Annotated in this window: 14 protein-coding genes; 3 read left to right on the top strand and 11 right to left on the bottom strand. The window is 40.3% G+C overall.

Annotated features, from left to right (window positions below; translation table 11 throughout):
* Positions 1–15: 15 nt before the first annotated feature.
* From ACPYIV_RS06330 to ACPYIV_RS06285, 10 genes are all read right to left on the bottom strand, one after another.
* The gene (locus ACPYIV_RS06330; protein WP_301706307.1) at positions 16–948 is read right to left on the bottom strand and encodes a phosphoribosyltransferase family protein; all 933 of its coding nucleotides are present in this window, start codon (positions 946–948) and stop codon (positions 16–18) included.
* On the bottom strand, positions 945–2150 hold the full coding sequence (locus tag ACPYIV_RS06325; RefSeq protein ID WP_425886164.1) for a glycosyltransferase: 1206 nt from the start codon (positions 2148–2150) through the stop codon (positions 945–947). Before ACPYIV_RS06325 ends, ACPYIV_RS06330 begins: the two co-directional genes overlap by 4 nt.
* Positions 2151–2157: 7 nt before the next feature.
* The gene (locus ACPYIV_RS06320) at positions 2158–3282 is read right to left on the bottom strand and encodes a glycosyltransferase family 4 protein (protein WP_293733373.1); all 1125 of its coding nucleotides are present in this window, start codon (positions 3280–3282) and stop codon (positions 2158–2160) included.
* 16 nt (positions 3283–3298) lie between these two features.
* On the bottom strand, positions 3299–4528 hold the full coding sequence (locus tag ACPYIV_RS06315) for a glycosyltransferase (RefSeq protein WP_293740081.1): 1230 nt from the start codon (positions 4526–4528) through the stop codon (positions 3299–3301).
* 11 nt (positions 4529–4539) lie between these two features.
* The gene (locus tag ACPYIV_RS06310) at positions 4540–5988 is read right to left on the bottom strand and encodes an O-antigen ligase family protein (protein WP_293740082.1); all 1449 of its coding nucleotides are present in this window, start codon (positions 5986–5988) and stop codon (positions 4540–4542) included.
* Between the two features lie 2 nt (positions 5989–5990).
* Positions 5991–8153, bottom strand: coding sequence for a GumC family protein (locus ACPYIV_RS06305; RefSeq protein ID WP_293740083.1), 2163 nt, complete (start codon positions 8151–8153; stop codon positions 5991–5993).
* A complete protein-coding gene (locus ACPYIV_RS06300) occupies positions 8153–8947 on the bottom strand; it encodes a TolC family protein (RefSeq protein WP_293733377.1) in 795 nt (264 codons plus the stop codon). Before ACPYIV_RS06300 ends, ACPYIV_RS06305 begins: the two co-directional genes overlap by 1 nt.
* Positions 8948–8965: 18 nt before the next feature.
* A complete protein-coding gene (locus ACPYIV_RS06295) occupies positions 8966–10129 on the bottom strand; it encodes a sugar transferase (RefSeq protein ID WP_425886163.1) in 1164 nt (387 codons plus the stop codon).
* A 5-nt stretch (positions 10130–10134) separates the two neighbouring features.
* Positions 10135–10500 (bottom strand): response regulator transcription factor, encoded by a 366-nt coding sequence (locus tag ACPYIV_RS06290; RefSeq protein WP_036608461.1) that lies wholly within the window; start codon positions 10498–10500, stop codon positions 10135–10137.
* A gap of 361 nt (positions 10501–10861) precedes the next feature.
* Positions 10862–11311, bottom strand: a complete 450-nt coding sequence (locus ACPYIV_RS06285) for a YhcH/YjgK/YiaL family protein (RefSeq protein WP_293734703.1) — start codon at positions 11309–11311, stop codon at positions 10862–10864.
* Positions 11312–11499: 188 nt separating this feature from the next.
* Between ACPYIV_RS06285 and ACPYIV_RS06280 the strand changes: the two genes are divergently transcribed.
* Genes ACPYIV_RS06280 through trhA form a run of 3 tightly spaced genes read left to right on the top strand, consistent with a single transcriptional unit; the run spans position 11500 to position 14596 of the window.
* Entirely contained in the window at positions 11500–13710 is a 2211-nt protein-coding gene (locus tag ACPYIV_RS06280) for a heavy metal translocating P-type ATPase (RefSeq protein WP_425886162.1), read from the top strand.
* Between the two features lie 21 nt (positions 13711–13731).
* Positions 13732–13938 (top strand): heavy-metal-associated domain-containing protein, encoded by a 207-nt coding sequence (locus ACPYIV_RS06275; protein WP_293734705.1) that lies wholly within the window; start codon positions 13732–13734, stop codon positions 13936–13938.
* A 4-nt stretch (positions 13939–13942) separates the two neighbouring features.
* Complete coding sequence (trhA, locus tag ACPYIV_RS06270) at positions 13943–14596, top strand: PAQR family membrane homeostasis protein TrhA (protein ID WP_008157647.1); 654 nt, start codon at positions 13943–13945, stop codon at positions 14594–14596.
* A gap of 155 nt (positions 14597–14751) precedes the next feature.
* On the opposite strand, the gene ACPYIV_RS06265 is transcribed toward trhA, so the two are convergent.
* Positions 14752–14976, bottom strand: a complete 225-nt coding sequence (locus ACPYIV_RS06265; protein ID WP_221727604.1) for a DUF6722 family protein — start codon at positions 14974–14976, stop codon at positions 14752–14754.
* Between the last annotated feature and the right edge of the window lie 51 nt (positions 14977–15027).

The following is a 15027-nucleotide window of genomic DNA, read 5'->3' as shown; positions in this document are numbered from 1 at the left end:
GAAGCCTCTATTGGATTATTTTTTTATCAAATCTCTAAGTTTTAATAACCCTTTCCGGATGAAGGGCAAAGACTGTCCGTTTTTTATATTGTACAACGTAGACTGTGAGTTGAATATCATCTCGAAGTTTTCAGTGCATAAAACAGGCTTCCCTGTAATTCTATTTATTTCGAGGGCTTGTTGTAAAGAGCTTTCTATAAATAATTTATATTGGTTAAGTTTATATTCGCTTGCTTTATGTGAAGCATGACAGTTCGCTTTTTGCCTGGCTTCTTTGTTTGGCAGATCCAACATAACCAATTTGTTGTATTTAACCTTGTTGGCTTTTAACCATATTTCTGTTTCCTTCCTATATTTTTCCAGGCGGGAAGTCACCAATGTTCCAATTGGGGCTCCTGGAATGAACAGGGGCTGTGCATGAAGTACAAAATCTTTATATTGTTCCCCATCGTCATTTTGTTCAGGTAAAGGATCCACACATAAAACACCATCAATATCCATACAAGTTTTTTCCAATACGGTGTGATTTAAAATATTCCATTGAAAATAACGGGGAAGAGGAACAATATCCAAAGCGTAATCTACCATATTCTCTTTACCAGGAATAACATAAACGACACAATATTGAATATCAAAATCATTTTCCAGATGCTTGATTTGCTCTTTACATTTTTGTATAGCCGAGCCGGACGAAATGCTATCATCGACAATTAATATCTTTTTGTATTGTCGGACATTGAAAAACTGCCCTCTTTCTCCGGCTTTGTAGATATGTCCATTAATAAATGAACCGAGATCCGTAACGGGCTTGTTCAGATAAAGAGCCAAAAGATTTGCCGGAAACATTCCACTACGAGGAATACCGACAATCAGATCTATATCTCTGGGAATGATATACAAACGTTTTAATATGACCTGATTCAGGTCGGATATACTTCTATAGTTCATGATTTCTCTTCTTGAAACTGTTCGATAATGTTATATATTTTTTGGACGCTATGTCCCCAACTATGTGTTTGTGCGAAGCAGATACGTTCGTCTTTCTTTATAGGATCATTCGTCTCTTTCAATGCCTTGTCCAAGGCTTGGAGATATTCGTCTTCATTTGTTGGAAGATATGTGTGTGCTGCAAAAATATCCCGCATGGTATGGGTACTGGTTGCAACAGTAGGTTTCCCCATAGCCAAATATTCATCTATTTTTAATGGGTAGTTTCCATTTGTAATATCATTAACCATTTGGGGATTGATACAGACATCATAACTATTGATATATGCCGGTAAAATTTCAACTGGTTTTTTCCCTAAAAAATAGACATTGGAGAGTTGGTGTATCGGATGTTTACTAAATACTTCGTCTTCCGGACCCGTAAAAACAAAACTGTATGCTGGTCGTTCTTCTGCAATTCGTAGAAGCAGATCGCTATCCAGACGGGTACTGTTGATTGTTCCAACATAACCAATTATGGGGTGAGGTATAGGTTTTATATCTTCCGGTATCGGCCAGTCTTTTCTACCGTCGTACAGAAAGAGATTGACTCCGGTTTCAATAGGAAAAGTGTGACGATTATAGGGGCGGAAACGTTCGGCAAAATGCGTAGAGTTTGCTAGAACAATATCTGATTTGGCTGCCAATAGCGGTTCAAGTCGTGTCCCGTTCTTTTTCCAATAGGATTCGCCAATGACGAAATCCCTACAATAATAGATAGATAGAGATGGCTTTATATATTCCTTCAAATTTTGGCTGCGATAGATATCCGTATCTATCAGATGTATATAATTATTAAAACCTAATTGTATCGCTATTTGGAGAATGTAGTTTGCTATTTTCCGGTTATTCAGTTTATTCACCCAATCGAATAGGAAAGTGGTCGGTAATCCTCCGACTGGCAATATGCAAAATGGACAATCCGCAATCCACATATTTTCATTAATCTGACGGATAGGAGAGACTTGCTTTTTTATTACATCCATCCTGCGAGTCCAAGCTTTATTTTTATTTCCTCGTAGTCGGGTGGAATAATCCATTGGCGTATTGATGTATAAAACCCGGTTATTTTTTGAAATCTCTAAAGCCGTATTTTTAATGGTACTGCCTATTTCGATATCCCAAGGTTGTAGGCTGGTTATGATAAAGTCGCGATTCTTCATGGTGGTGTTATTTAGATTTGATGGTTGATTGATATAGTTTTAACAGTTCACGGGCTGTCTGTTCCCATGAAAAACATTTGGCGCGTCCGAGCCCATAAGCCGATTGTTTTTGATAGTACGCTTTATCCTGTTCCAATAAAAGGAGTTGGGTTGCTATCGATCGCTCGTCTGTCGGGTCCGTCAGAATAGCGCCTTCTCCTCCGACCTCCGGCATGGATGATGTGTCGGACGTTATTACCGGAATGCCGCAAGCCATTGCTTCCAGCAAAGGGATGCCAAAGCTTTCTCGCAAAGATGTATAAAGAAAAGCAAAAGCTCCATTGTATATAAAAGGCAAATCGTTGTTGGGGATATAACCCGGTAGATGCAGGTAAGGGCGGATATTCTCCAAACCTGTTTCTTTTAGCATCTCATCTACATATTCCGGTTTCAGGTCTGCGATTAATAGGGGGCGTTTCTCTTTGGATTGTTGCAGATACGAATGATATGCTTTCAATGTACGGGGCGTATTTTTCTTAGGGTCTGTATTCCCTAAAAAAAATAAATAGTCGGTTACCGGTATGTATTTTTGTGTGACTGTCTCTATGTTGTCCAACGGATGAAAATGATTACTAAAACCATTATAGATAGCCATAATCTTGTTTTCCGGCAAATGAAGCGTTTCCCGTATACGGTTGCATTCGAAATGAGATACGGTAATTATTTTTCGGCATTTAGGCAAGATGCGAGGCACAACGATACGCCTGTAGTACCATCCCATATTTTGATAGAGGGATTTACTGCTGCCTTGTCTATCTTCCAGGAAAATAATGTCATGGAGAGTCAAAATCAGAGGGACTTGAAGATGCAAAGGAGCCGTGTTGCTTGTGCAATGGAGTAAATCCGGTTTGTATTTATTTATCGCACGCGGTAATGCCCATTGTTCCCAAAGCGGATAGGTCGGGCATTTCACTTCGATGATATGTACATTGTCCGTTTCTTCCAGGCAACGGTCTGTTCCCGGGCTTACAAAAATGAAATATTCATTTTCCTTATCGATCTTCTGCAGCTCACGGATCGTTTCGAGGGCCACGAAATCCATTCCGTGCTTGTTCGGACGGAAAATGCGTTGTGCTTCTATTGCGATTTTCATTTTGTCGGGTTTTATATTAATTTTTATCGGATGAATGATCACTGTGTACTGTATGAATAAATTTTTTGTTTGCTCCTCTCAGGCGGAAAAGATTGAGGAACATTAAAATGAACAGAAGCGGCAGGCTGATGATGGCTTTCTGGAAACGATTGTCTACCAGATAATCCGGTATCGCCATGAAAAATGAAACGATCAGTATGAATGTGATTCCCCACCATTTAAGAGATAAAGACCAATCGTACCAAGTTGTTACGATTGAAAATATCACCAGAAAACCGAATAAGATTATTCGCGGAGGCATCATCCATTGTAAAAGCTTATCACAATAATCCCAATTACCCGAGAAGAAAGCTTTAGGGAGCTTCCATAAGCCGGAAAACAAATTTGTGAACTGTGTAGCGATCCATCTGCGTCGTTGTTCGTAAAACTGTCCTTTCTTTTCAATTTTTTCATCGTAAGTATAAACGTCTTCCAGAAATTCGATATATATATTTTGTGACAACAACATACTTTCAAGTTGTTTGTCTACCCCAACATGTGCTGCTCTATAAATATATTGTCTAAGCCAATCATAATCGAACGCCATACCGGAACCGATCAATGCTGAAGAGAACCCTAAACGGGTATGTCCGGAACGAAAAATAGAATTATTTATTTCTTCACTGACCGCATCCAGAACTGCTGTATTAGTATTTCTGTTTTTAGCAACCCGGTGTGTCTGTATGGCAAGGCATCCGGAATAGTATGCATCATTCAATTTATTTAGGAAAGAGGCGTTTACGATATTGTCAGCATCCATGATTACAACCATATCGCATTTATCCGTTTTTGTGCTCAGGTAATCCATTGCAAGACGGAGTGCATTCGTCTTGGTGCTTTGAGCGTATCCAGCCTCCAATACCGTGATGGATGGCAATGCTTTAAGTGTTTGAACTGTTCTTTCTTGCATTTTATCGGTTATCACAATAACCTCATACATATAAGATGGATAATCCTGTTCCAGGAATGAACAGACAGAATTAACGATGACCGCATCTTCCTGATAGGCTGGAAAGAGAACGGCAAAGCGGTGCTTCTTCCGGGCGGGAGGATACTTGTTTCTCGTCTTTTTCAATGATGCCAGTGAAAAAATGAAAATATACAATACCGCTATCAGAAACAAAAGAAATATAATTGCATCAGCATATTCTATCAGTTTATCTCCATTGGAGACCCACCATTTGTTTATTTCATATTCAAAATCCATATTATATGTATTTATATTGGTTCTAACTTTGTTTGTTCTGCTAATTCTTTATCATACGATTTTCCTAAAACAAGAAAAGTCTGAAATATATACACGATATATCCTGTCGGATATTGCCAGAAAAAATTATTGCCGTATGCACTGAGCATTATGCCCCAAAGACCGCAATTCATCGCGATCAACATACCTTTTAATTCCCTGTTCTGTATACGGAACATGATCAGGTAGGCACTATATCCAATGACAAACAATAAAATGGCGATGTGCAGGCATAATCCGACGATTCCGAATTGTACCCAAATATTGACATAGTGCGAATCAGTTGGTATATCGGTTGTAAAACGACGTGAAAAACGCCTTCCTTCCATACCTGCCAAACCAACTCCTTCTCCGAACGGTTTATGAACCATATATTCGGCAAGTCGTTTCTGATTGGCTTTCCGAACCAGGTAGGATGCATCTTTTTCCGGATGAAAAGCTGTGCGCATACGATGTATCTGCCTATTTGAATCCAAAATATGTGTTTGAGCGAAAAAAACATAGATAAAAAGTAGACAGATTGCTCCGCCTACAATATAGCGGGTATTTTTATTGAGAAGAATAAACATTGCTACTCCTCCAAGAGGCACAATCATAGCGCCACGCGTACCAGACATTATTAATCCATAAGCGGCAAGTAAAGACACGAATCTGTAATAATACCGGAGCCTCTTATTTGAGATATAAAAAGATAAAATCATATAAATGACAGCTGCCATTCCCATATTAGAACCGAAATTTCCAGCATCAGAGAATATAGAAAAATAACGGGTGCCACTTGGCAAAAGATGTGTTTTATAGCTTTCACTTCTTATTAACCAAGCACTTTCACCGGCATCAAATCCTATATAACGTTGAATAAGTGCTTTAGTGATCGCAATCAAGGTAAAGATGGATAATAGAAATAATATTTTTTTGATATCCTGTACTCTATTTAACAGTAGAGAGCTTAATAGTACTAATAACGTGAAATTATAAAAAGAACTGCGAGTAAATACCCAAGCTTCTACAACTGCGGATGGATTGAACAATTCAAAAAAAACATAGATCATCCATGCAATTGATATGTAAAACAGTTTATTGTTGGCTCTTTGCCAAGGTATTTTCCCTCCGCATAAAGCGTAAAGGAATATACAGACTAATAGAAAAATAATAAAAATATCCATCAGTACACTACTGTTTTGAACATTTACATAACGCAATATACCGATAAAAAAATAGTTTAGCGTAAATAAGGTTATAAGTCCCCAATAGGGTTTGTTAAGCACAGTAACAATATAAAAAGTAAGAAAAGGGATAATCACTACTACTGCTGCCATCAGCCATATTTGCCGTAGTAACGCATAGGCTAACAGTATAAGCCCTATCGCCAATAATGGATAGGGGCTGAAAGAATTAGTATTTCCTTTTATCCCTTCCATTTTTATGCTTTATTGGCTGTGATACCAAATTGATTTAGCCGGAATATTAGATTCTTCAATCCGGAATAAGGAGGAAGTTGGCCGGTAAAATCTTCTACAAATTCTCGTTCCGTACGATTCAACAGTAAATAAAGAGGTTTATCTTTTATTTGTTTCTTGAAATGCTCCAAAAGCATTGTATCGCTTGTTGTCCATACCCGGCAAGCATCTGCGACTAACAAATTGACCTGTGCTTCCTGTAATAATGCAGTGGAAATAGGATAATCTCTCAATGGAGGATATTTGACTATCAGGATATCCGGATTTTCTTCTCCGTATGGCGGTTCATAAATATGGAAAATACTATTTGCCTGAGCATATACCATTGATTGTGAATTAAAGTCCTTGTCATAAGATATGATTTTGACTGTGAACCCCAAATCTTCCCAATATTCCTGCAAATAGGATGCAATAAAACTTTTCCCCTCCTGTTCTCCAAAACTGATTAAATTAATGATTGAAGTATTGCCAAACTGCAGGAATACATTTAATTGGTTACAACAATAAGCGGCAACAACCCTGTTTGATGCCTTTGTGAATCCTCGATATCTCAGATTAATATGTCCGGTAAATGCTGCCAGAACCGGAAGTCCGGTAAGCCGTCTGGCGCGATCGGCATCCCGTAGAGTTCGATCCAGTAATTCTATTAACAGATTGAATCCGATAATAAAAAGTATACTGCCAAAAAAAGACGCTATCACAAGTAACGAACGTTTACTTTTATCACTGAGAATGGGAAATGTCGGCTCGGAAATTAATCTTAACGTTGCAGAAGTAAGTTGTATATCTTTTTGTTTCATTTTAGCCATGTTCAATGCATGTAACATCTGCAAATAGGATTGTTCTAATACTTTAATTTCACGTTGCTGCCTGTCTATCTGCGTCCCGATAGGTGAATAAATTTTATATTGTTCATCATAGACTTTCCTTCTTTGATCTAAAACATCCAACTCCGCTTTTGCTTTTGTTTTCACAATCGTTTGCCTTAGCCATTCATCAACAAGTCCGTTGATTGCAACACCTTCTTTACTTTCTTTGTAGCTGTTTATCATTGTTGTTAAAGAGGCTATTTTCTGTTCAGCATTCTTTAATTGTAGCTTGTATTCTTGAAGTTCGGTATTTTTGGATTGCATTTCTTCCGAACTGAATGTCTCGATTTCTGTTATTTTTCCATTGATGGTAGAAATTTCATTCAAAGCTTGGATAAAATCATCATTAGCTTTTACCAATTTTGTCCGGATATTCATATATTGTTCCATATCTTGAATGACTCTATCTGCACTTTCGTAAGCTCTTCGGGTCGCTTCATAGCGGTTTTCAAATTCAGAATATGAGTTAGCTATGGCCTTGGTTTGTTCCGGATAGTTAATGACGCTGTTTGCTACGTTGTAGTTAACTAATTTGTCTTCTAAGTTTGATAGTTTTGCTTGTTGTCTATTGAGCTCTTTTTCGTAATAGGCTACGATATCATTGGTGGTTTTATAGCGTATATCTTCATAAGCACTGCGCAGTTCATCATATATGAGTTTGATTGTATTTAATGTGATACCCGGATCTGTGGTCTGGTAAGAAATTTCTATAAGGTCGCTATTGTCCAGCCTTTTTGCAACAAGAGACGATAGCTTGTTATAACTATAAAACGGTCCGTTGCCATTAAGTAATCCATATAAAAAATTTTCCGGATCATTTTTCATGTATTTCATGAAATTATCGATCGTTTTTTCTTCGGAGGTTTTGTCAACCAACTGTAATAAGTCTTCTGGTATAATTTTTATTAGATTCTGGTAGTTCTTGGCCCTTATATAAACATTATCTTGATCGAGGTCTCCATGGACAAGATTTATAGCAAGTAATTTAATAGCGATATTTTTCTGTATACCTTTTTCTTGAGTTAATTTAACAAGGTTGTCAAACATATTCTCTACAGATTTCCAGTTTGCCGGTTGTTGATCACTATTTAATCCGGTATCGGAGACAATACCTGTATAAATTGTAGCTTTTACGGTATATGTTTTAGGAATAAAGCGGGAAAAATAAATAACTAACCCTGTGACAATAACAGAGCCAAATATCAGTTGATATCGAATCCGGTAAAGAAAACGTACTATATATAACGTTATATTCATTATTCTTCCTGACTACTTCTGTTGATAATCTTTACATTTGTAAGCATTTCTAACAATGTGACAGCGTTATGCAAAGCTGCACGCCCTTCTTGATAGGTAATTACTGCGCTTGAACGGCGTCCTCTTTCAAGGGAGAGTGCAGTAATATCTATTTTCCCGTTAATGAAATCCTGTTCGGATATTTTCATTTGGGCATTGTACAGCGCGGCGGCGTCAGATTTGGCTTTTAGCGTTGCCAATTGCTGGAGTACATTATTATATGCTTGTAAAATCATCAATTTTCGTTCTTCTACCGACATTTCATATTCGGATTGCAGTTGAGCATATTGCGCTTTCTTTACTTTGTTTCTTTGTTTTCTACTCACCAAGTCACCGATCGGGATACTGAGGGATACTCCTGCATTATATAAATTTTGGTTATTGCCTATATTGCTGATTATAGGATCTCCATCTGTGGAAGATGTAGAATAGAGATTATTTCGTCCGTATTGATATGTACCTTGTAATTTCAGGTAGCTAAGCCATTCCCGTTGGGTGATTTTCCTTTCTGCATCTGCTTCATCCCGTTTCGCTTCATATATTTTGACAGAAGGATGTTCATAGACGGATTGAAGAAACACTGAAAGGGGAGGTAGTTGAACGCGTTCGTAATCATCCAACATAGCTTGTATAGAGTCAGATTCGGACTTGGCTCCGATTTCTATAACTGTCGCATTGTCCGTATAACTTTTGCGTTTTTGCGCCATGCAATGCATACAGCTGAATATCAATAATAATATAAGTGTTGTTCTCATGATGTTCCTCCGCAGGGTTTAGACATTTTCCTCCTGAATAAAAGCCGTAAAAGTCCGGATGATTATTTTCATATCCAGGCTGAAAGAAAAAGTCCGGGCATATTTAATATCCAGTTGCTTACGTTCTTCAGGAGACAGGCTGCCTCCATTTCCTCGCTTTTCAACCTGCCAAAGGCCGGTTAATCCGGAAGGAGCCATGAACCGTTCAATATAATTATCGGAAGTTAATTGTTCAGCCTCATAAATAGGTAATGGACGATTTCCCACAACAGACATATCACCTTTTAGAATATTGAATAATTGCGGAAGTTCGTCAATACTGTATTTCCGGATAATACGGCCTACGCGGGTAACACGCGGATCGTTTTCCATTTTAAAAAAAGTATTGGCACGTTCTGTCGATTTGTTTTTTAAATAATCATGTTCTGTCGTGCTAAAGTTATCGGAATATAAAAGGGAACCTGCCGATCGATTATTTGTTAATGGAACCTGCAGTACTGCAGAGGTAGAAGAGCTAAGCTCTTCTACCTCTGCGTGATACTGATTTTGTGTCTTATATTCAGCCAATCTTTTATCCGCGTCGGGATACATGGACCTGAATTTATAAAAATCGAATATTTTGTAATTGCTTCCGACTCGTTTGGATTTATAGACGATAGAACCTTTGCTTTCCAATTCTATGGCAATAGCCGTTATGGCAAAAATGGGAGATAAGCATAGTATGGCTCCTAAGGATGCGGCGATATCAAAAGCCCGTTTCCAAAGAGGGAGGTGGAAAGAGTATAATCTGTCCACCTCTTTGTCTTTTTTGTCGCAAATTGCTTTTTTGCTCAAGAAATCTTCAGCGATCGCGAGTAAACGAAGCAACTCTTCTTTTGTTATGCTTTCTGTGATGACACAATTGACACCTACTTTTATATATGCGATCTTTTCTTCTTTATCCAGGGAATTCGCAAATAAAATAATGTAAGCGGTAGAGTAGAGCTTTCGTAGTTTTAGGATTGCATCCAAGTCCTTCTTAACGTCGTCCTTTTCTAAAAATATGCAAAAGTTGACAGGATTCACATGAACCATAGCCCGACAAAACTGTGTAAGCGTCGGACATTCCACCACGCGTTGACTTAAGGCTTTCTCCAACCTGCCAGGTAGTGAAGAATGATTTCCAAAGAAGATATATTCCATATCTGTTATTTTACAAGTCTTTTAATCCTGATTCTTAACTCTTCGGGATTGAATGGTTTTATTATAAAATCTTCAGCTCCTTCTTCCAGTAGGCGTATTCGTGTTGAACTGCTTTCTTCGCTTGATAATACTAAAATTGGGATGTGATTGAAAAGATTATTTCCTTTCAAATAACATACGAATTCTTCACCACTCATCTCCGGCATATTCAAATCAGAAATTATACCGTCCGGAATATTCCCCTCGTTCATCCATGAAATGGCTTTTACTGGATTTTCCATATACACCACTTGATAGGAGCTGGATAAATAGATCATAATGATCTTTGCTATTTCCGGCTTGTCATCAACAATTAGAATTGACTTCATTATTGGCAATTTTGCGTTACCCTACAATTATTTGACTTTAAAACTTATTAGACTTTTCCACCTTTGGCTTTATCATTGAAGAATGTATAAAATATAAAAAACTCTGACCCATCTTGGAAGTCGGGTAGAGTTAGATTTTATAAATTCATTGGAATAATATGTGTCTTTGTGAATATGTCAATGCAAAAATAGAGAAAACTTTTGAAAATTAAAGCATATTGAATAATATTTTTGCAAGAATGATGGTTTGTCCGAGTTTTTTCCGGCTCATTGTACTTTTAGTCGAAGTAGGGTTGGCGTTTTTTGTCTGTTTTGCGTATAAAAAATGAAGCTGGCCTTTATAAAAGAGCCAGCTTCATTTTTATTATTCAACTTGCACCTTTACGATCACCTTGCGGATATTTCCTTGGCCGATGCCGGGTGCATGTCCGTCTTCGGGGAAATAAATGGCGAATTGCCCCGGATAGATCTTGGTGAAGGCAGTCGGACGGTCGATATAGAAAGCGATGTCTTTTTGCTCATTATAAGGGGCAGACTCTTCCTGTAGCTCACATCCCGGTTTCCAGCCGATCTTCTCCACACCTAATAAAGGCATCTGGATGTCGATGTATTTCTTGTGTGTTTCGATAGCGGCATCTTTCTTTTCCTTGCCAAAAATGCTGGCTATGCTTACATATAAGCGAGAACCTTCGAGTTCATACTTACCATCTTCCATTTTAGAGAAGTCTGTGGATTTCAGGTAGTCGAATGCTTTTTTGAATAGAGGATGCAGGCATTCGATTTTTTCGGTGTTGTTCAATGAATCAAGTATCATACGTCTTATTTTTTAATTCGTTCATTCGTTTGATTACCGGACAAAGGTCGCATATTCGAATGTTAAATAATAGCCCCTATCTGCAAATAATTCTATTAAAATCAAAGAATATTTATTTAGCTAACAAATAACCGAATAACCCTTATCTTTGTTATACTAATGAAACAAATTAGACATATAAACGCGATATGAGAGAAACAGAAACAAAGGTATTGCCTGTTCTTGAAATGAGTTGCGCCGTTTGTGCCGGTAACGTAGAGAGTACGGTGCAGGCATTGCCCGGCGTGGAGAAGGCAAATGTGAATTTCGCTGCGGGTACGTTGACAGTAACTTATGATCCGTCCGTTATCACTTTGGAGGCTATGCAGGCGGCTGTGCAGGCGGCCGGCTATGACCTGATAGTGGAGGCGGAAGATCCTGTGGCTATGCAGGAAGAAATGGCTCGGAAGCATTATAAGATATTGAAAAAAAATACGATAGGGGCATGGATGCTATCCATCCCTTTGGCGCTTTTGGGAATGGTGTTCATGCATATGCCGTTTGGTAATTGGATCATGATGGCGTTGGCGCTGGCTATTATGGTCTTTTTCGGACGTTCGTTTTATGTGAGCGGCGTACGGCATGCGTTGAAGGGGAAAGCCAATATGGATACGTTGGTCGCGCTCAGTACTTCGATCGCTTTCCTGTTCAGCCTATTCAATACCTTATGTCCCGGGTTCTGGCTGGAGAAAGGCCTGGAGCCACACGTTTATTATGAAGCTTCGGGGGTGATTATAGCCTTTGTCTTGCTGGGCAAGCTGATGGAGGAACGTGCCAAGAACAGTACCTCTTCGGCCATAAAAGGGTTGATGGGGTTACAACCTAAAACGGCCCGTCTGGTGACGGACGGGAGGGAGGAGGAAGTGCCTATTTCGACGCTTCAGGTCGGAAACATCGTCAGTGTGCGGCCGGGTGAAAAGATTCCGGTGGACGGAACTCTTTTGCAGGGGAGTTCTTCGGTGGACGAAAGTATGCTGAGCGGAGAGCCGATTCCTGTGGAGAAAAACGCCGGCGACCGGGTGCTGGCCGGAACGATCAACCAGAAGGGCGCTTTTACAATGGAGGCGACGGGTGTCGGGGGTACGACCGTGCTGGCACAGATCGTCCAGATGGTGCAATCGGCACAAGGCAGCAAGGCTCCAGTACAGCGGATTGTAGACAAAATAAGCGGTATATTTGTTCCTGTCGTCGTGTCGCTTTCGTTTCTCACCTTTGTCTGTTGGCTGATGATAGGGGGAGAAAGTTATTTCTCGTATGCCTTGCTATCAGCCGTATCGGTGTTGGTTATTGCTTGTCCGTGCGCATTGGGATTGGCTACGCCGACGGCCTTGATGGTCGGGATGGGGAAAGGCGCCGAACGGCATATCCTGATTAAGGATGCTTTTGCCCTGGAAAACCTGTGTAAGGTCGATACGGTGGTGTTGGACAAGACCGGTACGTTGACGGAAGGTGTTCCGGTCGTCACGGATTCATATTGGGTTTCAGACGATAATGCTGATTATTTAGATATCCTCTACACGGCTGAACAGAAGTCCGAGCATCCTTTGGCTTCCGCTATCATCCGTTGGTTGGAAGATTCCGGTGCAAAGGCTTGCGAGACTGAAAACTTTGAGAGCCTGACGGGGCGTGGCGTACGCATCCAGGTCGAAGGGATCACCTACTGGGTAGGAAGCCAGGGTTTACTTGAAATATTCCAGGCTGTTATTCCGGAAAAAGCGCGGAAGCAAGTCGAACAATGGCAGCAAGAGGGGCAGAGCGTTGTCTTCTATGGTCAGGATGCCTGCCTGCTGGCTGTCTTGGCGATCTCGGACCGTATCAAACCGACTTCGGCTGAAGCCGTCAAAGAACTGAAAAAACAGGGAATAGAAGTCCACCTTCTGACCGGCGACGGTATCCGGACAGCCGAACGGGTTGCCGCAACATTAGGGATCGATCATTATAAAGCGGAAGTGATGCCGAACGATAAAGAAGAATATATCGTATCTTTACAGCGACAAGGAAAGAAAGTGGCGATGGTCGGCGATGGCATCAACGACTCGCAGGCGCTCGCCCGGGCGGATGTCAGTATCGCGATGGGGAAAGGAACGGATATTGCGATGGATGTGGCGATGGTCACGCTTATCACGTCTGACCTGTTGCTGCTTCCCGATGCGATCCGTTTGTCCAAACAAACCGTCCGGCTGATTTATCAGAATCTGTTCTGGGCATTTATATATAATGTAATAGGCATTCCGCTGGCCGCAGGCGTCCTGTTCCCGGTTAACGGATTACTGTTGAACCCGATGCTGGCGAGTGCTGCAATGGCTTTCAGTTCCGTATCGGTGGTGTTGAATAGTTTACGATTAAAGTTCATGAAATAACAATTTAAAAAGAGTATGGTTATGGTAACAACAAGATTTAAAACGAATGCAAAGTGTGGCGGATGCGTAGCCGCGATAGGAGCAAAACTCAATACATTAATGGCTTCGGATGACTGGTCTATCAATCTGGCTGATCCTGATAAGGTTTTGGAAGTGAGGGTCGATATTGCTCCTGCCACTGTGATTACCGCTGTAAAAGAGGCCGGATTCAAGGCTGAACAGTTATAAGCGGATGATTGCCCGGCAACGACAAACATACGGTGAAGAGGTAGCCAATGTCCTGACACATGGCGCCGGGATGCTTTTGGGACTAACCGCTATCGTTGTTTTGATGATGGCGGCTATCCGAAGCGGCAATCCTTGGGCGGTCGGCAGTTTTGCCGTCTATGCCGTTTGCATGACACTTTCGTATGTGACATCTACATTCTACCATGCTTCGACCCACGCACGGCAGAAAAGGCTTTTACGCCGGTTCGACCATAGTGCGATCTATCTGCATATTGCGGGGACTTATACACCCTTTACGCTGGTAGCCCTTCGGCAGGAAGGTTATTGGGGCTGGTCGCTATTCGCCATCGTATGGATTGCGGCGGTGGTCGGTGTCTGGTTGAGTTTCCGGAAGATGAAGAAGAAAGACCATCTGAAAACGGTTTGCTATCTGGCAATGGGCTGGGTAGTCATAATTGCCTTTAAGCCCTTGCTGCATGTCTTTCGTGAGACTGGTTCGATGGATGTTCTGTATTGGTTGATCGGAGGAGGGCTGTTTTATACGGTGGGCAGCTTGTTCTTCTTCCTGGACAAGTATAAATATATGCATCCTGTTTGGCATTTCTTTGTGCTGGGAGGGAGCGTCTGCCATTTTATATCGATTTACCTGTTGGTATAAAAGAAAAAGGAGAAAGCAATTGCCGCTTTCTCCTTTTTCTTATTACTTACATTCTTCCGGATGTTCTTTCTTATATTTCCGTTCCCGGTAGGAAAGGATCGCAATCCCTATTATGCTAAATAAGATCAGACCGCTGAATAAATATATTGCTTCCATTATTTACCTCCTTTATTTTTATAAAGTTTAAAACCTAACAACATTAAACCAATCGTTGCTCCGATACCTAAAAGCAAAACTAACAGTTTATCACTTGTTATATCCAACAACGTACTTAAAACAACTCCTGCAAAGACCAATTTGGCAATATCGATAAAGAAATCACCCAGTTTCTCATTGATGATTATCGGAGCTACCGATACTTGCACCGTTTTACGCTTCATAGTTAATTCGCTTATTGATTAATAATGACACAAATATAAGTAATATACCGG

Origin of the sequence: Parabacteroides vesiculifaciens, from assembly GCF_049860805.1 — a bacterium.
Taxonomy (GTDB): Bacteria; Bacteroidota; Bacteroidia; order Bacteroidales; family Tannerellaceae; genus Parabacteroides.
The sequence above is the reverse complement of the archived record's forward strand: the minus strand, read 5'-3'. Positions and strand labels throughout refer to the sequence as shown.

What these genes read in the sequence shown, in the direction of transcription:
- ACPYIV_RS06265 (WP_221727604.1), bottom strand. Translation starts at nt 14,976, where the DNA reads ATGAAGCGTAAAACGGTGCAAGTATCGGTAGCTCCGATAATCATCAAT.
- ACPYIV_RS06305 (WP_293740083.1), bottom strand. Translation starts at nt 8,153, where the DNA reads ATGAATATAACGTTATATATAGTACGTTTTCTTTACCGGATTCGATAT.
- ACPYIV_RS06325 (WP_425886164.1), bottom strand. Translation starts at nt 2,150, where the DNA reads ATGAAGAATCGCGACTTTATCATAACCAGCCTACAACCTTGGGATATC.
- trhA (WP_008157647.1), top strand. Translation starts at nt 13,943, where the DNA reads ATGATTGCCCGGCAACGACAAACATACGGTGAAGAGGTAGCCAATGTC.
- ACPYIV_RS06280 (WP_425886162.1), top strand. Translation starts at nt 11,500, where the DNA reads ATGAGAGAAACAGAAACAAAGGTATTGCCTGTTCTTGAAATGAGTTGC.
- ACPYIV_RS06320 (WP_293733373.1), bottom strand. Translation starts at nt 3,282, where the DNA reads ATGAAAATCGCAATAGAAGCACAACGCATTTTCCGTCCGAACAAGCAC.
- ACPYIV_RS06300 (WP_293733377.1), bottom strand. Translation starts at nt 8,947, where the DNA reads ATGAGAACAACACTTATATTATTATTGATATTCAGCTGTATGCATTGC.
- ACPYIV_RS06330 (WP_301706307.1), bottom strand. Translation starts at nt 948, where the DNA reads ATGAACTATAGAAGTATATCCGACCTGAATCAGGTCATATTAAAACGT.
- ACPYIV_RS06295 (WP_425886163.1), bottom strand. Translation starts at nt 10,129, where the DNA reads ATGGAATATATCTTCTTTGGAAATCATTCTTCACTACCTGGCAGGTTG.
- ACPYIV_RS06285 (WP_293734703.1), bottom strand. Translation starts at nt 11,311, where the DNA reads ATGATACTTGATTCATTGAACAACACCGAAAAAATCGAATGCCTGCAT.
- ACPYIV_RS06310 (WP_293740082.1), bottom strand. Translation starts at nt 5,988, where the DNA reads ATGGAAGGGATAAAAGGAAATACTAATTCTTTCAGCCCCTATCCATTA.
- ACPYIV_RS06315 (WP_293740081.1), bottom strand. Translation starts at nt 4,528, where the DNA reads ATGGATTTTGAATATGAAATAAACAAATGGTGGGTCTCCAATGGAGAT.
- ACPYIV_RS06275 (WP_293734705.1), top strand. Translation starts at nt 13,732, where the DNA reads ATGGTAACAACAAGATTTAAAACGAATGCAAAGTGTGGCGGATGCGTA.